At 38.8% G+C, this 18,857-nt stretch carries 16 protein-coding genes and 1 pseudogene; 4 read left to right on the forward strand and 13 right to left on the reverse strand.

Annotated elements, in window-relative coordinates; all coding sequences use genetic code 11:
* The 3 genes and pseudogenes from BALCAV_RS01140 to BALCAV_RS01150 all read right to left on the reverse strand — a co-directional run.
* Positions 1 to 811 (reverse strand): RNA-guided endonuclease TnpB family protein (locus tag BALCAV_RS01140; RefSeq protein WP_040323314.1); only part of this gene is annotated, 811 nt, incomplete at its 3' end.
* 144 nt (positions 812 to 955) lie between these two features.
* Positions 956 to 1,504 (reverse strand): annotated as a pseudogene (locus BALCAV_RS01145) (hypothetical protein); the annotation flags it as partial.
* A complete protein-coding gene (locus tag BALCAV_RS01150) occupies positions 1,501 to 2,667 on the reverse strand; it encodes an iron-containing alcohol dehydrogenase (protein WP_004428095.1) in 1,167 nt (388 codons plus the stop codon). The gene BALCAV_RS01150 and the pseudogene BALCAV_RS01145, both read right to left, overlap by 4 nt.
* A gap of 283 nt (positions 2,668 to 2,950) precedes the next feature.
* Here BALCAV_RS01150 and BALCAV_RS01155 point away from each other — a divergent pair, with 283 nt between their 5' ends.
* Positions 2,951 to 3,463: a DUF3231 family protein gene (locus BALCAV_RS01155; RefSeq protein ID WP_004428093.1), complete on the forward strand. Its 513-nt coding sequence runs from the start codon at positions 2,951 to 2,953 to the stop codon at positions 3,461 to 3,463.
* A gap of 292 nt (positions 3,464 to 3,755) precedes the next feature.
* On the opposite strand, the gene BALCAV_RS01160 is transcribed toward BALCAV_RS01155, so the two are convergent.
* The 4 genes from BALCAV_RS01160 to BALCAV_RS01180 form a co-directional block, all read right to left on the reverse strand.
* Positions 3,756 to 5,318 carry a sigma-54 interaction domain-containing protein gene (locus tag BALCAV_RS01160; protein ID WP_004428089.1) on the reverse strand — a complete coding sequence of 521 codons (1,563 nt, stop codon included), beginning with the start codon at positions 5,316 to 5,318 and terminating at the stop codon, positions 3,756 to 3,758.
* Positions 5,319 to 5,439: 121 nt separating this feature from the next.
* Positions 5,440 to 6,072, reverse strand: a complete 633-nt coding sequence (locus tag BALCAV_RS01165; RefSeq protein ID WP_004428088.1) for a glycerol-3-phosphate acyltransferase — start codon at positions 6,070 to 6,072, stop codon at positions 5,440 to 5,442.
* A gap of 799 nt (positions 6,073 to 6,871) precedes the next feature.
* Entirely contained in the window at positions 6,872 to 8,701 is a 1,830-nt protein-coding gene (locus tag BALCAV_RS01175) for a hypothetical protein (protein ID WP_004428084.1), read from the reverse strand.
* Positions 8,698 to 10,761, reverse strand: a complete 2,064-nt coding sequence (locus tag BALCAV_RS01180; protein ID WP_004428082.1) for an efflux RND transporter permease subunit — start codon at positions 10,759 to 10,761, stop codon at positions 8,698 to 8,700. Before BALCAV_RS01180 ends, BALCAV_RS01175 begins: the two co-directional genes overlap by 4 nt.
* Positions 10,762 to 10,918: 157 nt before the next feature.
* Here BALCAV_RS01180 and BALCAV_RS01185 point away from each other — a divergent pair, with 157 nt between their 5' ends.
* A complete protein-coding gene (locus BALCAV_RS01185; RefSeq protein WP_004428079.1) occupies positions 10,919 to 11,497 on the forward strand; it encodes a TetR/AcrR family transcriptional regulator in 579 nt (192 codons plus the stop codon).
* A gap of 143 nt (positions 11,498 to 11,640) precedes the next feature.
* On the opposite strand, the gene BALCAV_RS01190 is transcribed toward BALCAV_RS01185, so the two are convergent.
* From BALCAV_RS01190 to hppD, 6 genes are all read right to left on the reverse strand, one after another.
* Positions 11,641 to 11,943 carry a YerC/YecD family TrpR-related protein gene (locus BALCAV_RS01190; RefSeq protein WP_004428077.1) on the reverse strand — a complete coding sequence of 101 codons (303 nt, stop codon included), beginning with the start codon at positions 11,941 to 11,943 and terminating at the stop codon, positions 11,641 to 11,643.
* A 339-nt stretch (positions 11,944 to 12,282) separates the two neighbouring features.
* Positions 12,283 to 13,440, reverse strand: coding sequence for a homogentisate 1,2-dioxygenase (locus BALCAV_RS01195; protein ID WP_004428076.1), 1,158 nt, complete (start codon positions 13,438 to 13,440; stop codon positions 12,283 to 12,285).
* A gap of 57 nt (positions 13,441 to 13,497) precedes the next feature.
* Complete coding sequence (locus BALCAV_RS22625) at positions 13,498 to 13,782, reverse strand: fumarylacetoacetase (protein WP_235213056.1); 285 nt, start codon at positions 13,780 to 13,782, stop codon at positions 13,498 to 13,500.
* A complete protein-coding gene (gene fahA / locus BALCAV_RS01200) occupies positions 13,704 to 14,765 on the reverse strand; it encodes a fumarylacetoacetase (protein WP_235213057.1) in 1,062 nt (353 codons plus the stop codon). The genes BALCAV_RS22625 and fahA overlap by 79 nt, the downstream gene beginning before the upstream one ends.
* Before the next feature lie 16 nt (positions 14,766 to 14,781).
* Positions 14,782 to 15,738 (reverse strand): hypothetical protein, encoded by a 957-nt coding sequence (locus tag BALCAV_RS01205; RefSeq protein WP_040323335.1) that lies wholly within the window; start codon positions 15,736 to 15,738, stop codon positions 14,782 to 14,784.
* Between the two features lie 42 nt (positions 15,739 to 15,780).
* Positions 15,781 to 16,902 (reverse strand): 4-hydroxyphenylpyruvate dioxygenase, encoded by a 1,122-nt coding sequence (gene hppD / locus BALCAV_RS01210; protein ID WP_004428063.1) that lies wholly within the window; start codon positions 16,900 to 16,902, stop codon positions 15,781 to 15,783.
* A 398-nt stretch (positions 16,903 to 17,300) separates the two neighbouring features.
* Here hppD and BALCAV_RS23320 point away from each other — a divergent pair, with 398 nt between their 5' ends.
* Complete coding sequence (locus BALCAV_RS23320) at positions 17,301 to 17,531, forward strand: DUF1450 domain-containing protein (RefSeq protein WP_003321556.1); 231 nt, start codon at positions 17,301 to 17,303, stop codon at positions 17,529 to 17,531.
* A 110-nt stretch (positions 17,532 to 17,641) separates the two neighbouring features.
* On the forward strand, positions 17,642 to 18,802 hold the full coding sequence (locus BALCAV_RS01215; protein WP_003321555.1) for a Leu/Phe/Val dehydrogenase: 1,161 nt from the start codon (positions 17,642 to 17,644) through the stop codon (positions 18,800 to 18,802).
* The last annotated feature ends 55 nt before the right edge of the window (positions 18,803 to 18,857 follow it).

Below are 18,857 nucleotides of genomic sequence, written 5' to 3' on the forward strand. Positions count from 1 at the left end.
GGTTTTTGATGATGTCTGTACTTAGTTTGTGAAGGAAATCGTCACGTTGGTTCATTACTCTTTCGTGTAATCTAGCAACTCTACGTTTTTGTTTCTGATAGTTTTTGGCATCAAGAAGGTTCATACCATTGTTTTTAGCATTTAACGCACGTCTTGAAAGTTTTCGTTGCTCACGTTTTAGTCTCTTTTCCATTTTGCATGTGAACTTATTGTTGTCAATCTTACGACCATCCGAAAGAACCGCAAAATCCTTGATGCCTAAATCTATACCGATAGATGATTCCGTTTTCTTCAAGGGCTGTACGTCTGTTTTGACTACAATGGATACAAAGAACTTTCCGCTTGGATTTCGTCTGACTGTAGCGCTCAGAATACGTCCTTCAACCTCACGACTTTTGGCCAAGCGAACATACCCTAGTTTCGGCAATTTAATTTTGTTGTCTACTATGGCAATGTTATGGTTTGTTTCTTTCGTGGTGTAGGATTGTACCTGATTCTTTTTTGATTTGAAGCGAGGTGCTTTATTTTGTTTCTTGAAGAATCGAGTAAAGGAATCAGCAAGGTTTTTCAGGGAGGATTGAAGGGCAATGCTGTCCACTTCTTTTAGCCATATGAATTCCTTTTTTAGTTGCGTTAATTCAGCCGAACAAGCATTGTAAGTTAACCCTTTGCCTGTTTCTTGGTAGGTATCGTTCCATTGCCCTAAAAAGCGATTAAAGACAAAACGAGAACAGCCGATGGTTTTAGCAATGAAGATTTCCTGTTCTTTGGTTGGGTAGAGACGGAATTTGTATGCTTTGTTGATGAGCATTGTTTTCACCTCCGATAGGAACGTATGTTCTTATTATACCTTAACAAGAATCTCTTTGGCTACCGCCAACCGCCATTCATCTCCCCCTTATCGTTGGGCTTCTCCCTTCACACGATTGAAGAGGGAGTCTTCTGTCGGAAAATGATAAAACCCAATACCAATGGCAATTGATATTGTCCATGGAAAGCTTTCAAACCTGCCACCAACTTCAAAAATCGTAATAACCGCAATGATCCCAGCCCCAAGAATCACTCCAGATTTAATCGCACTCGGCACAATACGAACGACTTTGTTCGCAAGCCCTGTCATCGCTAAAAAGATCGATAAAATTCCAAGTGTTAACTGAAACGCGATGAGTGCATGAATCTTTTGATCCTCTGGGAATTGTGAAACATAAATCATAATTAACGGGATAGCAGGAGTAATCCACCCTGGAACGACCGGGTCACCTAATAAATGATGTGTTAAATATAATAAGCCGTTTAAAATCACGATCGCTAATGCTACTTCAAATGGCATTCCAAGCAGCTCCATTAACAACGGGATCGCCGCTAAGTCAACCGCACACATCATTAATCCTTGCACATAATCAGGCCATTCAAAACGATAATGAACAAATGGAATACGTAATTTAAATGGACCTAAAGGAACATACGGCGTCTCTTGACCATGTTGACGTAATTTCCATTTCATTGGACAGACCGTCCTTCATAGGCTTCTTGGTAAATGGCGTAAATGTCATTACGCGATAGTCGACGTGGATTATTTTTTAGTAATCGGTCAATAAGGCTAGCATCATCGGCCATGAGGGCTAAATCCTCTTCACTTATCTCGATAGTCTTTAAGCTGCTTGGGATATTGACTTGCTCACATAATCTAGTCATCGCTTCAATCGCTAAATCTGCTGCCGCATTTTCACTCATTCCATTCGTTTGCTCACCAAGAGCTTCAGCGATCTCCTTCATCCGATCAATACAAGCGATTTTGTTCCATTTCATCACAAATGGCAACAACAATGCATTACTCACGCCATGGGCCACATTGAATCGACCTCCTAACGGATAGGCTAGGGCATGAACGGCACCGACCCCTGCATTGCCAAAGGCCATTCCTGCCATCAAACTAGCCGTTGCCATTTGTTCTCTTGCCTTCATATCGTCTGGATTGGCGTATGCTTTTGGTAAACTTTTGGCAATCATTTTCATTGCACCAAGAGCAAGTGAGTCGGTTATTGGTGAGGCATGAACAGAGAGATAAGCCTCAATTGCATGGACGAGAGCATCAATTCCACTAGCAGCTGTTACACTTGCTGGCATTGTTCTTGTCATTTCAGGAGAAACAATGGCTACATCTGGTAGCAAATAATCACTGACAATCCCCTTTTTAACTTGAGCCTCTTTATCCGATAAAATCGATATATTTGTCACTTCCGATCCAGTTCCTGCTGTTGTCGGAATCGCTATTAGAGGTGCCCCCTTTTCCGGAACTAAGTTTGTCCCAACCAAATCCGTTAAAACACCAGTATAAGTTGCGTACGCCGATACGGCTTTGGCAGTGTCAATCGCACTCCCTCCGCCAATCGCAATGAAGCCATCATGCTTATTTTGATTAAACATTTGTTTACATTTTTCAATGACTGAAAAGGCCGGTTCAGGTTCTACCTCTAAAAATAAACCGTATGAGACTTCTCCTAATAAATCAATAACTTGTTGTAATAATCCCGTTTTTTCAATAATAGCATCCGTTACAATCAATGGATTTTTCATCTGCAGCCTTTCTACTTCTTCTCTCACATGAGAGGTCGCTCCTGCCCCTGTAATCAATTTGTAAGCGCTCTTAAAACTAGATACTGTCATCGTTTACTCATCCCCCTTATCATTTGTTTATTTACATTGCAAAAATCGTGCCAATTTAATAAATCGCTTACACAAAGGGATGGATAAATCAAATCGATTATTTTTGTAATCAAATTGATTTGATTACAAATCAAACTAATAATAATACGTCACTTGAAAATAGTTTTGAATATAGTCATCAGCCCCAAAACTTTTAGAGAATAAAAAAAACGATTGATACATATTAAAAATGTGCATTTATAGAAAGGTGGCACACAAAATGAATTTACTTAGGAGGATAACAATGGGTATTTTAAGTGGTAATCCCCAAGATGAGCCAATGCATTATGGGGAAGTTTTTAGTGCGTGGAATTATTTAATGGTAGCGAATAAAGATATTGCTGATTCACAAGTTTTATTAAGTCATGTAGGTGATGATGATTTAAAAAAGCTATTACATGAATCAATCGAAGCAGGAAAAGGAGAAGTCAAACAAGTAGCTGAATTACTTAAAGCGAACGGTATTGCTCAACCCCCTGCTGCACCAGAACCTCCTTCAGCGGAACTAAATGATATTCCTGTGGGAGCAAGATTCCCTGATGCGGATGTTGCAGCAACGGCCTCGATGGCATTAGCAACTGGTTTAGTGACTTGCAGTAAAATTATGGCCCAATCAATAAGAGAAGATATTGGGATGATGTTTGGGCAATTCCATATAGCAAAAGCAGCATTAAGTGCAAAATATTTAAAACTAACGAAAGAAAAAGGTTGGTTAATACCTCCTCCCTTACATCATAACAAAAGTATAGATGACTGATAGCTTAAAGCTGGGACAAAAGAGTTTTTACTAACGAGAAATCCGAACATAATGGTTTATCGATGCCTTAAGACTTGCTTTCCGTAGGCGGCTGGTGAGCCTCCACGTGCATACGCACTGTGGGGTCTCACCTTTGCCTTTTATGTGTCCTCTGAAAAAGTCTCATTCTCACCATTAACGGCATTAAATGATCAATTATGGCTTGGGCAGAACGGTGCGTTCGCTCCTCCGAGGGGAGACCGCTAAGCTTTCCTGTCTTAAACAAATTCACTTTTCTACTATTACCGTAAAGTTACGAAGGTGATTGCCATTTTTTTCGTTTTACCACTAATGCTGATTGACTAATTCCAAGCGCTTCGGCCGCAGCTCTTGTCGTTTTATGAAAGGCAAGTGCTTGTTCAATTTTCTCTCGTTCGAAGTTTTCTATTGCTTGTTTTAATGACCGATTTATATTATGAGGTTGTTCTTCTTTGATGACATTGGGTGGCAATTGATGAACAGAGATATATGTCGTTTGTGATGTAACGACAAGGTATTCGATAACATTTTTTAATTCTCGGATGTTCCCTGGCCAACTATATGCTTCAAGATATCGCAACACTTCGTCCGTTAATATAACATGACGTTCATGTTTATCATTTAATTGTTTTAAATAGAGTCTAATAAGCCGTTGCACTTCTTTAGGTCGTTCTCTTAATGGGCGAATATAAAGAGGAACAACGGTTAAACGGTAATACAAATCTTCTCGAAACTTTCCTCCTGCAACCAGTTCTTCTAAAGGACGATTGGTCGCGGCAATGATTCGGACATCCACTTGTTTGGAAGTCGTGGAACCAACAGGGGTAAACGTAAGTTCATCAAGCACCTTTAATAATTTCACTTGGACAGATAAAGGCAAGTCACCAACCTCATCGAGAAATAACGTCCCACCATTCGCTACTTCAATTAACCCTTTTTTTCCTTTAGCTGATGCTCCAGTAAACGCTCCTGCTACATATCCGAACAATTCTGCTTCAACAAGAGATTCACTTAAAGCACCACAATTCAGTGCAACAAAAGGTTTTTCTTTCCGTTTCGAATGTTCATGGATATAGGAAGCTGTTCTTGTTTTTCCTACTCCAGTCTCCCCCATCAGACAAACCGTAGCACTTGAAGACGCCACGCGCTGCACCATGCCAAGAAACGCAATGGATTGTTCATCCTCAGCAATAAACGTCGTCTTTTCACTATTCGGTAAATACCGATCAACTTCTGCCTGCCATTCTTTTAAATCTTCAAGCTCTGTTTGCATCTTAAATAAATCAGTCATATCACGAACGATGTTTACAACCATTAACATGGAGCCATCAGTATCAAACACAGGCGTTCCAGAAACCATCGCATTTCGTCCATTGGCGATACGTTGCATACGAGTGACAGCCTTCTTTTGCCTAATGACTTCTAATGAAATCGACCTAGATATATAACCCTTCTTCTCCATCTCACTCATATGCATACCGATAATTTTATCTGCAGTAATGCCAGTAATTCGTTCATAGGCTTCGTTAATAATTAACGTTCTTCCCTCACCATCTGTCACATACAGACCATCATAGAGTGAATCAATAAGTATACGAAACATCTCACTCTGCAAAAACTGATCGAAATTTTGACCTTTATCGTAGGATTCTCTTTTTTGAAAAAATTGTTCGAGTGTCAATGTTGTCAAGCCAGACTGAATGGAGTTGATGACATCTTGAAGCGATAAATCTCCTAAAATCATTCCATCATCGCTTTTAATCACTATTTTTTGCTTGTTCCATTTTGTCATTTCTACTAAAGCCTCTTGAAGTGTACTCTTTTGTTTCAACTCCATGTTGTTCACATCCCTTCCTTTACTAGCACGACTCTGTGTCGACTTCTCCCATGATTTTTGCTTTCTAAAAGAAGAACTTCAAACTTAATCCCTACAAAACTTTTGCAATAAAAGGACTTTGCTACGCAGATTTTTTCTTCTTAATCATACTAGATATAGTCCTTTCCGTTTTATTAGCTATTCTACGGTAATTCTCCAAATGTTTATATACACTCAATAACGTTAATAAAATCGCAATCAATATGCTATATGTTCCAAAATCAAAGATAATTGTCGTAATGACAAAGGCCGCATACATAGCGATAACCCCGACTACTAAATAATCACTTATTAAAGTTATCAGCACTAACGTTATGATACCAATTAAAACGAGCTTCCAATCAATGGCTAGTAGTACTCCAACCATAGAAGCTGTCCCTTTGCCCCCATTAAATTTCATCGTTACTGGATAAATATGGCCAATTACGACTAGAAAACCAACTAAATAAACGAGTGTATTCATTACTTCCTTAGTAACCCCATAATGACTTGCAATCATTTGAATGACAACGACAGGGATAACCGCTTTCAAAATATCAATCAAGGCAACAATGATGCCATATTTCCATCCTAATAGTATCGTCGTATTAGAAGCACCTGCATTTTTAACCCCAGCATTTTTTATATCTACTTTTTTTATTTTTCCAACAATTTGTGAACCATGCAAACACCCAAAAAGATAACTAATGATTCCTGCAAAGAGGATGTATCCCATCTATCATTCTCCTTATAAATACTATTGATTGAAAATCTAGCTCTGTTTTACCTGATAATTCTTTTAATCTATCTAATGAAGCATCGGTTACTAACTGAATATGTTTTTCTTCAATTGCCCCCAAAGGTATATGTAACGGTGTAAATATAGACGACGAGACTTTTCGTTAAGATTTGTTTTCTATTTCGTTAATTAATTCTTCACCTTACCAGTAAAGAACCTTTCCCTCTGGTGTGTCCAATTAACATAAAAACGACCCCTCATTATAAAGATTCTGATTTTTTTGTAAGTAATTTCAAGATACCTCATTTAATTATCAACTAGCAAGAGATATTTTTCTCTTTAGCCGAGTTTCCAATACACGATAATCAACTGTATTTAAGGAGAGCATTCCTTCTATTATCATTAGGGTACTTGGGACTTTTCCAATCCAAAACCGTGGGCAATAAAGGCCTTCTTAAAATCTAGCATGTCCTAAAAGCCATAACTCCTTAAACACCGGGTACTAATATCCTTTACTCCTCACAAAACTACTCATGACATAAAAAGACGTTCCTTCATTAAAGGTAGATTGATTGATGACTGTATATTCCATTTCATATAAGTCATGGGCAATCCGCAGTTCCTTACTCTTAATTGTTTCTGCATATTCCGCTTCCGAACACCTAATAAGAGACTGATAAAAAAAGAAGCAGCCTCAGCTACTCCTTTTAAACTTTTAAATACTCCATCTCTATTCGTAATAATAGAGAAACTTCTAGGTTCGCTCAATTCGTCAAGTTGAATTCCGCGCTCCTTCTCATTCACCTAGTCCAAATAGTTTGAGCAGGCGCTTCCAAAAGCCTTGTTCTTCTTCTACTTCCTCATCGCTCGTTTCCATCTCTTTGCGCTTGATACTTTCTGTTTTGATGACAAATTGAACGGCCTGGATTTGTTCGTTATTTTGCTCTGAAACAAAAGAAATAGCCTCAAAATCAGATTTATCAAATTCAGCCATCATTTCATCGATCTCTGCTTGCATTTGTTCTGGCATATCGGAGGTCGCCTCATACAATTCCCCTGTTCCTTCATGCAATTCATTCACTCCATTATGGAGGTCCTTTGTCCCGTTAGCTAATTGAGTATTTCCTGAATGCAAGTCATCGTAAGAGTCCGATAATTGACGAACACCCTTTGTATAGCTTCTGATTCCAGTATGGAGTTCACCATAATGGGTCGCAACTTCGGTTAATCCGTCTTTTAATTGTTGCATAGCATCAGCAATATCGATATTTTCTAAACTAGACGAAAGGCCATCAGCGATTAATTGGAGGTGGTTTCCCATTTCTTTCGTTCCACTACTCACTTCTTGAAGCGTTGGTGCAACCGCGTCGAATCCTTCTTTAACAGCTAAGTACGTTCCCTTAGCAGTTTGGGCAGCCGAGTAGGAATCTATTAGTTTTTGAATAACCTCTTTGTCTGCATCACTACTATAAAGAAGGGCGATTTCTTCTTCTGTTATTTCCGCCTGAGGTATGGCATCCATTGCATCGTCTAAAGTGTTATAAGCGATTGTATAATGCTCACTTAATACGAGGAGACCTTCTGCCACTTCCTCTAACCCAGCCGAAATTTCAGCAAGACCTTCCTCAAGAGCTTGCCAATCATCAAGAACCAGCTCATCCATATCGCCATTAACGGATTGACTCATCGTTTTTAACGCCTCATGCATTAATTCAGACGCCGCAACCAGTTCTCCACCACCTTCAGCTACTTCTGACATTCCACCTTTAAACTGCTTGGAACCGTCAGATAACTGAATCATTCCATCACTTAATTCTTTTACTCCATCTTTTAATACGCCTACCCCATCATGGAGATCTCCAATCGCACTAGATAGAGTACTGATATCATCTGTCATCTCTTCTGTGTCAGGTAAATCAATCGACATCGAATAAGGAACAGCAACTATTTCCACTCCTTCAAATTCGAAATCAAGGACATCTGCTTGAACAGTTAGCTCCGCTTCTTTTTCAGGCAAAACGGTGAATGTCACTTGTTTATTTTTCCCGGCATTGGCAATAGTCGCATCCGGTGCCTCGATGTTCTGAAACTTTTCTTCACTTAGATTTAGTGTGATTTGTAACAAATAGTTTTCAAAAAAAGCAGGATCCACTTGATCATTTGCCTTCGTCTCTATGATGATTTCGACCAATCCATCCTTCCCTACTAATTGTTCTGGTTTTATATCTCTTCCATCCATTTTATAAGTAAGGAAGAACTCCCATGGCAATTCCACTTGCTCCCCCATATTACCTTGATAATAAAAAGGACCTTTTGGAGCATCGAGCACTAATTTGTCTCGCTCTTGTGTGATTTCCGATAAATCAGTCAAGTTTGTGACATCGCTGTACGAACCGTAATCTTCAACGATCCCTGCTTCGGTCACATTCAAATAATTGACGACATACACATTATGAACTTCCCCACTTGCTTGTAAATTGGCATAAACGACTTCATCTTTAGAGGCCATTTCTCCAGATGTTTGCTGCTCACCTTGTGAAGAAGAATTAGAAGCAGCATTTACAAAAAAGGAAGGCATAATGAGCAACATCGTTAAAGTAAGGGCTATCCAACGTTTCTTTCTCATCGTTTTTCCTCCTCATGATAATTAGCTTTATACGTTGTTTTTCTAATCCATTTATCAAATAGGACAAGTAATGCCGGTAAAAGACAAATGACCATAACAAACGCAAGTAAAGCTCCTCTTCCAAGTAATAAACCAACCGATGAAACAATTGGATTTGAAGAGGTAATCCATAAAACAAAGCCAACACTCGATAAAATGAGCGCCGAGACAATAATAGAAAACATTTTTTCGTCCAAAGCTTTTTTAATGGCTGCCACAGGTGACATCTGTTTACGGTAACCTTTATACGTTTCCATTAGTAAAATTCCATAATCAACCGTTGCCGCAAGCTGTACCGTACTGACAATTAAATACCCAACGAAAACAAGCGATGAATTCGTAAAATAAGGGACAGCCAAGTTAATCCAAACAGCTGACTGAATCGTTAACAAGAGGACAATTGGGATCGAAATCGACTTAAACACAAGCATTAACACAACAGCTATCGTAACAATCGTCATCACATTAACGACGATATTATCCTTCGTCACCGTTTCCTTCATATCATAAAGAGTTACACTCTCACCTAAACTAAGGGCCTCTTCTCCGTAAAAATCGGCTGCTGTTTCCCGCACCGTTTCCACAATTTGAAAAGGAACCTCTCCCTCAGGACCTTGATTCGTATTGATGATAATTCGACTGTAATTTTCAGAAAAGAATTCACTCGTAATCGAGTCATCTAAAAAGTCTGGTGGAATGGCAGCTCCGACCAAGTTCACATAAGCGATGGCTCCAGTAACAAACTCGCTTCCTTCTAATTCCTGTACGAGCTCTTCTTCTTTTGCAAGGTCTCCTTTTGGTACTAATAACACGATCGGAGTTGATTGACTAAACGTTTCTTCAATCGTTCTTTCATCTTGGCCAGCCCGCGTATTTTCTGGTTGGTCGCCTAGACCGTATATAAAGGATGTATTACTTTGAGCTAAAAAAGCAGGAACAATCAAAATAAAGACAATGATCACACTTGGGTATTTGAGCTTCATTAATTTATCGCCGATCCCTTTAAAGCTAGGAACGATGTTTTTATGCTTCGTTTTATCCATCCATTTATAAAAACATAGCGTCAAAGCAGGCAAAAACACGACCACACTTATAAAACTTAACAAAATCCCTTTTACTAAATTTAACCCAAGATCAGAACCAATTTGAAAGTCCATTAACATCAGAGCCATAAACCCAAAAAACGTCGTTGCTGCACTTGTCGCAATAACTGGAAAAGATTCTTTCATTGCTAGTTTCATAGCTTCTTCAGGAGAATTCGTCTTTTTCCGAAAGTCTGAAAAACTATGAAGAAGAAAAATTGCATAATCCAAAGAAACCGCTAATTGCAAAATCGGAGCAACGGACTGAGTGACATAGGAAATTTCCCCAAGAAAAATATTTGAACCTAAATTAATTAGAACCGAAACACCAATTGCTGTTAAAAAGAAAATAGGTTCAACCCAAGAGGTTGTCGATACGACTAAGATGATGATAATAATCGGCACTAGCAAAAGGGCTGCATACATCGACTCTGTCCCGGCCATTTTTTGTGAGGTAGCCGTATTTAATGCTTCACCTGCCATCGCATTCTCTTCACCAATTAATTCATAAATCTCATCTGTGACTGCTACTTCATCACCACCACGAATGCTTATCGAGAAGAGAGCACTTCCATCTTTATAATAGGATTCTACTAACTCTGAATCCATCATTTCAATTGGCATTTTGAGATCGACTGCATCATCTAGCCAATTCACATGTGTTACGCCTTCAATATGTAAAAGCTCTTCTTTTATAACTAATGCCTCTTGTATCGAAACGTCAAATATCATAACCCTTGTATTCGGGATGGAAGCTGTAAATTCCGTCTCCATCACTTCCATGGCTATCGTCGATTCAGCATTATCAGGTAAATAATCAACCATATTATAGTTTATGGAGACAAAAAATTGTGCCCCCACAGACAAAAGTGTCATCAGTAAAAAGACAATAACAACTGTTTTTTTATGTTTTAAAATTGCTCCAGTTAGGTCAACCATTCCACACCTCTTCTTGTCGACATTTCATTTTTACTTTAATATTATAACTACACGATGTTGGATATACAACAAACAGTTGGCTTGGAAATGTTGATAGAACAACACTTTGGACACTTTTGTTGGATTACTCCTTAAAAATAAAAAGAAGGTGAAACGTATGACCTCGAAATTAGATCGACGAAAACAATATACTCGAATGGTCTTAAAAGACAGCCTAATGAAGTTATTATTAGAAAAGCCGGTCGCAAATGTAACGATTAAAGAGCTATGTGAACGTGCTGATATTAATCGCTCGACCTTTTACAGCCACTATAAAGACCAATATGAATTACTTTACAAAATAGAAGAAGAAATTATCGAAGAAATGTATCTTACGTTGAGCCAGCACAACTTTACGTCAGAAAGTGAAACATTGCAGTTAACGAAAAGAATAGTGGAGTATGTTGCAGAAAAAAGTGAGGTTTGTCAGACGCTATTAGGTGACCACGGAAGTAATAGCTTTCAAAAAAGGGTGATGGCTATTACCCATGAATTACTAATTAAGAAGTGGACAGATGAAAACCATCTGCAGTTGAAGACTTTAAAATATGTTGCCCTTTTTACCGTGAGTGGTGGCATCCAAGTCATCCAGCATTGGCTCGCGGAGGGCATGATAGAATCTCCTGAAGAAATCGCCCAATTAATTAATGATTTTACGAATAAAGGTCTTTCCTTTATGAATACTTCTAACCATTAATGACAAAAGGAAAAGTTAGCTTTTGCATCTGCCGTCTAGCAGCTTGATTAAAGTTAACAACTATTGACTCATAGAAAAGAAGACTGGCTCCTCTTATGAGTCAGTCTTCTCTACTAAACTTATTCCATTATACAGTAAGCATTTTATTCAATAACACCTTGCTCTTTTAGTCGTTCGATCGCCACTCTAAGTCCGCTCTTTTCACGATGTAAGCATTGTTTGACACGAAATATTAAGTTCGACCGTGCATTGCTTTCTATGCTAATCGTTTCATAGGATTCCCCATTTAGCACACGTATACCGACTCGAAAACGTTGGACATAAGACTCTAGCTCTTTTGGCGTACACATATCTTCAAAAAAGTCGATGCACTCCTCTACTGTATTTAATGACAGCACAGCCTTATAAAATTGCTCTCTAGTTGCTCTATTCATATCCTTTTTCATAAAGCTCCCCCTATAGAAAGATAACGTCACACTGGCATTTTTTTCTCTTTTACATTTTGAGCAATGGAGTCACCTGGATCTTCTTCTATATGTTTGATTGAAATTCCTGTATAACCATAAAAAATAGCAATAAGCGGTGTAATAAAACACTTGAAGCTAAACAAAGCATACTCAACACCAATATTTAATGTCGACGTACTAAAAAAGAGGGATTACGAGTTTGATTTTCCATACATGACCTCCGCGTCGATTAATGAGATTGAACGCAAGGCAAAAACCTTGCGTTCATTAAATACCTAACCTATTTAACGTTTTCATTTTTTGTGGAGCGTACGTTCATCAATCTTCTTTCCAGCTATATTTATAGCTTTGTTGCTCGTATTTTCGAGCTTGCTTTACGACTTTTAATGGTCTAAAGGTGTCAATCATCACAGCGAGCTCCAGTGTTTCCTTTTTGCCGATGCTGCCTTCAATTTTTCCTGGGTGTGGACCATGGGGAATTCCAGAAGGATGTAAAGTCATCGACCCTTCATTTACTCCTTTTCGGCTCATAAAGTTACCCTTTACATAATAAAGTACTTCATCGCTATCAACATTACTATGATAGTATGGAGCCGGAATCGCCTCAGGATGATAATCGTACATTCGTGGAACAAATGAACAGATGACGAAATTATTCCCTTCAAATGTTTGATGAATCGGTGGTGGCATATGAATTCGTCCAGTAATCGGTTCAAAATCATCAACATTGAAAATATACGGGAATAAGTATCCATCCCAGCCGACCACATCTAATGGATGGTGACTGAATTGGTGGGAATGCATATACCCTCTAGATTTAGTTCTTACTTCAAAGTGACCTTTTTCAACATTTGTTTCTAGCTTTTCTGGTCCATGAAAATCCCGCTCACAAAATGGGCTATGCTCGAGTAATTGTCCATGAATATTTCGATAACGTTTTGGAGTCGTAATCCAACTATTCGTTTCAATGACTAACATCTTAGACTCTACCTCATCTGGGACAACCCGGTAAATCGTACCTATCGGGATCACAATATAATCACCTGGTTTGTAAGAAAGGGTGCCAAAGGTGGACTCTACTTTTCCTGTACCATAATGAACGAATAAAACTTCATCTCCATCGCCATTTCGATAAAAGTAATCCATTGACTTCGTCGGATTGACGACACCAATTAGAACATCCTCATTTCCTAAAAGGTATTCCCTTCCCATAACAGCATCGGTTTCTTCTGTATATTGATGCGAATATAAGTGGCGTGGTGATAAGTCCTGCTGCTCCTCATATTCGACCGCACAGCTATTTAATAATTTAGATTCGACCATTGCTGTTGGTGGATGATGATGATACAAAATCGATTGAATACCTGAGAAGCCCTTTGTCCCCATTACTTGCTCACGATATAATTCTCCATTTTCTTTCCGAAAAACCGTATGTCTTTTCCGAGGGATTTCCCCCATTTGTTTATAAAATGGCATAGTTGACTCCTCTCCTGATAATCGCTCAAATCAAAATATAGCAACCTATCTTTACGTTTATTCCTCTAGAAACGCTGGTAAAATTCGTCCAGTTACTTCGCCAAATCCGATTCGATAACCATCTCCTTGGCACCAACCAGTCATCGTTAACTCATCTCCATCTTCAATCCAAGTTCTCTCTTCCCCATTTTGGAAAACAAGCGGTTCTGTTCCTCTCCAAGAAAGTTCAAGTAAACTGCCTCGTTCTTCTTTTGTTGGACCACTTATCGTTCCTGATGCGTGAAGGTCACCTGGTCGTAAATTACAACCATTAATCGTATGATGACTAATTTGTTGAGCCATACTCCAATAAAGATATTGGAAATTAGTAGCGACGATTTTTTCTTTTTTGACATCGTTTTTCCTTTTAAATACACTTCTAAATTCACATCAAACGAGCTCGGTCCTTCTTTTGTTAAATAAGGTAATGGTGCTGGCTCCTGCTTCGGTCCATGCACTCGAAATGGCTCTAATGCTTCAAGTGGAACAACCCACGGAGATAGAGAAGTGGCAAAGCTCTTTGCCAGAAAGGGTCCAAGCGGTTGATACTCCCATGCTTGGATATCACGGGCACTCCAGTCATTCACTAATACTAAACCAAAGATTTGCTCTTCTGCCTCTTTAATAGGAATTGGTTTTCCTCGTTCATTCCCTGGTCCTATAAACCAACCCATCTCTAATTCGAAATCGAGTTGTTTTGTTGGTCCAAAGCTTGGAGATTGTTCAGTTGCTGCCTTTGTTTGACCATTTACACGTCTCACATCTGTCCCACTAACGACGACTGAACTGGCTCTCCCATGATAACCAATCGGTAAATGCGTCCAGTTAGGCATTAAAGCATTCTCCTTGCCTCGAAACATCGTCCCTACATTTGTCGCATGCTCCTTTGAGGCATAGAAATCCGTATAATCACCGATTTGTGCTGGCAATAATAACTCCACATTTGCTAAAGGTAACAAGGCTTTGTCTCTTAACTCTTGGTTGTCACGCAGGGTTGGTTCATCCTCCCTTAATAGCTGCTGAATTTGGTGACGGACATCACTCCAGGCTGTTTTTCCAAGAGCCATAAAATGATTAAGGGAAGATTGATTAAAGACTTTCTCACCCGCTGTTACCCCTTTTACATTTAGCAGTCCAGCCTCTTCCAATATAGATAGATCCAAGACATATTCGCCGATCGCGACTCCTACTCTAGGACTCTCATTTGAATGCGGTCGAAAAATACCATAGGGTAAATTTTGAATCGGAAAATGGGATTTTTCATGAACCGGAATAAAAGATTTCATCGTTTTGACCTCCATCCTATATTAATTGCAAGCTGCGAAGGTCTTCTCTTGGTTCATCAAAGCTACAACTTCCATACGAATAAACCATACCTTGACGCAATCTCTTTATCTCTGAATAGTTGACAACAGTCCCCTTCCACTCAATACCATCTTCTAAAAACTTAAAGCTTGTTGGTTCCTCATCAGAAAGAATTTCAATCAGAGTTTCGAACGATGGTTGATAAATTCTAGCGAGCATACTAGCTGTAAAAATATTTATAAAACCGTGCATATGGGTATTTACTTCCTGCCGGTGCATCCGAATCGGATGATGTAAACCCGCCGTGAATTTTTGTGGAATCTCTCGCTCACTACAGCCGATTAACACTTTGGCTACTTGTTCTGGTGTTGGAAAAGCATCAGCGGTAACACCACCCGTTCTCAACTTCAACCCAATGACTAATGAACTTGTCTCGTTATGACTGGCTATTTGTCTTAATGATTCCTCAACCTTCTGCTCCCATCCCTCATTTAAAGGGAAAGTCAGCTCACAAAATAGTTGGACATGATGTTTTCTGGCTTCAGCTGCAATTGCCTCAAGAAACAAATGACTTGGAATCAATGGAGGAAGCGGCATTTCAAACACATTAATCTGAACAACCTCTTTAAACTCATCCAAAAATTCAGAACATCTTTCCAAGTCAGCTCTTAAATTATTTAGACAACTTGCCTCATCTGTGCTCCGCTGTCCAACCACAGCTAGCTCTAATCTCTTCTCCTTTGAAAATAAGGATAAATAAGGAACCAATTCCTTTAACCGAGCTGCTGGAATAATAAATCGACCAAGCATCCAAGCATCTTTATCATTTTGATAATCTACAAAATTATGAATCGCTGTTTCAAGAGAGAGATTAGCAGGCGGAAAAAGTCCTGCGTAATCAATTAAATTTTCTAAGTAAGCCTGTATACTCGGGGTGTAATCGTCTCTCTTCAAGAGAACACTCCTTTCTTCACACATCTTATCTCCTTGCTCTTTTTAAATATTACCGCGACGCTCTTGCTCACGTTCAATCGACTCGAACAAAGCTTTGAAGTTCCCTTCTCCAAATCCTCTTGCACCTTTTCGTTGAATGATTTCAATAAATAAAGTTGGGCGATCAACTATTGGTTTTGTAAAAATTTGCAGCAAATACCCTTCATCGTCCCGGTCAACTAAAATATTAAGCTCCTGTAGTTTTTTCACATCCTCATCGATATCACCAACTCGAGCTATTAAATCCTCATAATACGTATCTGGAGTTTGCAAAAATTCGACTCCATTCTCCCGAAGTGTTTTCACCGTTGAAATCACATCATTAGTCAACACGGCTAAGTGCTGCACACCAGGACCATTATAAAAGTCTAAATACTCTTCAATTTGAGATTTACGTTTCCCTTCTGCTGGTTCATTGATTGGGAATTTAATACGTCCCGTTCCATTCATCATCACTTTTGACATCAAGGCCGAGTATTCTGTTGAAATATCGTCATCATCAAAATGTTTTAAGACATTAAACCCAAATACCTTCTCATAATAATTCGTCCACTCTTCCATTCTTTCCACATTTCCGACAACATGGTCGATTCCGACAATTCCTGATGGCTTAGAAAAGTTTGGTCCCTCATATGGTTGGTAGCCTGGTAGAAATAACCCTTGATAATCGCCATATTCAACCAATGTATGAACTGTATCACCATAAGTACCAATAATCGCCTTTTTCACGTAACCGCTTTCATCTTTATCAATCCATGGTTCTTTAATCGCAATTCCACCACGTTCAATCGCACCATAATATGCTTTATCGACATCTGATACTTTTAACGCAATATCTTTAACACCTTCACCATGTAGTTTAACAAATTTAGAAACCTCATGATCAGCCGTCAGTGAACCTGATAAGATAAGACGAATCGCCCCTTGTTCTAGTACATAAGAGACAACCTCTCGACTCCCTGTTTCCAATCCACGATAGGCTTTAATTTGAAATCCAAACGCCTGACAGAAATAATAAGCGGACTGCTTAGCATTGCCTACATATATCTCTAAATGATGAAAACTCTCTACTGGAAAAATATCTTCCGTTAATTGGTCTGCCTTACCCATTACTTTATTTTCCATTAGTATTCCTCCTAATTTTTAAAGCGAAGCCTGTTTGGTCAGAAGCGAGAAAAAATTAGGGTCGGCTGATGAAGATGTTCTTTGTCTTCATTCAGACGAACCGATTTTTCTCGAGCTTCTAACAGGCGCAGCTAGATTGAATATTTTTCCCTTACTAAAATAATAATATTTGGTCCCAATCCTTGCAAACACCTGCTTTGACGCTTCGCTTCTTTACTGAAAAATAGTGCAAGTTTCCCCTAAAAAAATTCATGCATCAAAAGTTCTATTCCCTTATCCCTTCACCACAATAATGCGTTTAAGCTTTCATATCGATCCTTGCAAAGAGTTCTGATTCAAACATATACTCACTACAAAAATAAGACATTCTACAGGAGGTCAAACCATTGTGCTTTGATGTGAAGCTTTGCCCTAATAATGCGAGTGCACAATCAAATACGCTCAAGAATCAATTAAACAATCTTCCTTCTATTAATATTGTAGAAAAGCAATGTCTCAATTATTGCGGCCAATGTATAGTAGAACCTTTTTGCCTAATTAACGGGAAAAACATTTCAAGTGATACGGTTGAAAACCTCTATTCATCTATCACAAAATATGTAAGCTCCCAAAAATCAAGCTGTGTGTAAGTAAGGTCTGTAAGAGGAAATTGTGCAGATAACTTGAATCTATTTAATTTCGGAATTATATGTAAGCGGTATCAAGCATTCACCATTTTAAAAACTACGGGGGAATCATAATGGAAAAAATGACACTATCAAATAATCAAATGGAAGATTTCACAAACAACTCTATCGATTTGTTTGACAAAATGAAAAATCATGAGCAAGTTGTTTTTTGTAATGACCCAAAGACCGGATTAAAAGCGATTATCGCCATTCACGACACAACATTAGGACCGGCATTAGGTGGAACGAGAATGAGAAATTACGCCAGCTTTGAGGAAGCTTTGGATGATGTTTTAAAATTATCGGAGGGAATGACGTATAAATGTGCCGCTGCTGATGTCGACTTCGGTGGAGGGAAAGCTGTTATTATCGGAGATCCAACAAAAGATAAAACACCTGAACTATTTCGTGCCTATGGACAATTTGTCGAATCACTAAATGGCCGCTTTTATACAGGAACCGACATGGGCACTGAATTAGAAGACTTTGTTCATTCTTATAAGGAAACGAACTGTATTGCTGGCCTACCAGAAGAATATGATGGTGGTGGAGAAACATCGATTCCAACGGCTTACGGTGTCCTTTATAGCATTAAAGCCGTTGCAAACGTACTTTGGGGAAATGAAGACTTAACCGGCAGACGTTTTGCCATTCAAGGATTAGGCAAAGTCGGTTTTAAAGTCGCAGAGCACTTATTGAACGAAGGAGCCGATATATACGTAACCGATATTAACGAGGACACAGTGAAAAAAATCATCGACATTTCAGAACAACTTGGTAGAAAAGCCGTGGCAGTAAAAAATGATGATATTTATAGTGTAGAGGCTGATTTCCTTGTTCCATGTGCAATTGGTGGCATCATTAATGAACAAACAATTAATCAATTACAAGTAAAAGCGATTACAGGTGCAGCTAATAATCAACTCCTTCATAAAGAAAGTGCTTTAACCTTAAAGAAAAAAGGGATCCTATACGCACCAGATTATATTGTGAGCAGTGGCGGTATTATCCAAGTAACTGATGAACTATACACACCTAATAAAAAACGAGTTTTAGCGAAAACAAAAGCCATCTATCAATTACTGCTTGAAGTTTTTGAAGAAGCTGATAAACGAGACATCACAACCATTGAAGCGGCTAATCAAATTTGTCAAAACCGAATTGAAGCCCGAAGAGACCGGAATAGCTTCTTTTCACCAAAGAAACGTCGAAAATGGCAAATTCGTCATTAATAGAAGGATGGATAAATGACTACTAACAGTTGGATCCATTGATTTTCCAGTCAAG

Source organism: Alkalihalobacillus alcalophilus ATCC 27647 = CGMCC 1.3604 (genome assembly GCF_000292245.2).
Lineage (GTDB): Bacteria > Bacillota > Bacilli > Bacillales > Bacillaceae_D > Alkalihalobacillus > Alkalihalobacillus alcalophilus.

Excerpts from the sequence above, each read along its gene's own strand:
- BALCAV_RS01150 (WP_004428095.1), bottom strand. The coding sequence starts at position 2,667 with ATGACAGTATCTAGTTTTAAGAGCGCTTACAAATTGATTACAGGGGCA.
- BALCAV_RS01155 (WP_004428093.1), top strand. The coding sequence starts at position 2,951 with ATGGGTATTTTAAGTGGTAATCCCCAAGATGAGCCAATGCATTATGGG.
- BALCAV_RS01160 (WP_004428089.1), bottom strand. The coding sequence starts at position 5,318 with ATGGAGTTGAAACAAAAGAGTACACTTCAAGAGGCTTTAGTAGAAATG.
- BALCAV_RS01165 (WP_004428088.1), bottom strand. The coding sequence starts at position 6,072 with ATGGGATACATCCTCTTTGCAGGAATCATTAGTTATCTTTTTGGGTGT.
- BALCAV_RS01175 (WP_004428084.1), bottom strand. The coding sequence starts at position 8,701 with ATGAGAAAGAAACGTTGGATAGCCCTTACTTTAACGATGTTGCTCATT.
- BALCAV_RS01180 (WP_004428082.1), bottom strand. The coding sequence starts at position 10,761 with ATGGTTGACCTAACTGGAGCAATTTTAAAACATAAAAAAACAGTTGTT.
- BALCAV_RS01185 (WP_004428079.1), top strand. The coding sequence starts at position 10,919 with ATGACCTCGAAATTAGATCGACGAAAACAATATACTCGAATGGTCTTA.
- BALCAV_RS01190 (WP_004428077.1), bottom strand. The coding sequence starts at position 11,943 with ATGAAAAAGGATATGAATAGAGCAACTAGAGAGCAATTTTATAAGGCT.
- BALCAV_RS01195 (WP_004428076.1), bottom strand. The coding sequence starts at position 13,440 with ATGCCATTTTATAAACAAATGGGGGAAATCCCTCGGAAAAGACATACG.
- BALCAV_RS22625 (WP_235213056.1), bottom strand. The coding sequence starts at position 13,782 with ATGGCTCAACAAATTAGTCATCATACGATTAATGGTTGTAATTTACGA.
- fahA (WP_235213057.1), bottom strand. The coding sequence starts at position 14,765 with ATGAAATCTTTTATTCCGGTTCATGAAAAATCCCATTTTCCGATTCAA.
- hppD (WP_004428063.1), bottom strand. The coding sequence starts at position 16,902 with ATGGAAAATAAAGTAATGGGTAAGGCAGACCAATTAACGGAAGATATT.
- BALCAV_RS01215 (WP_003321555.1), top strand. The coding sequence starts at position 17,642 with ATGGAAAAAATGACACTATCAAATAATCAAATGGAAGATTTCACAAAC.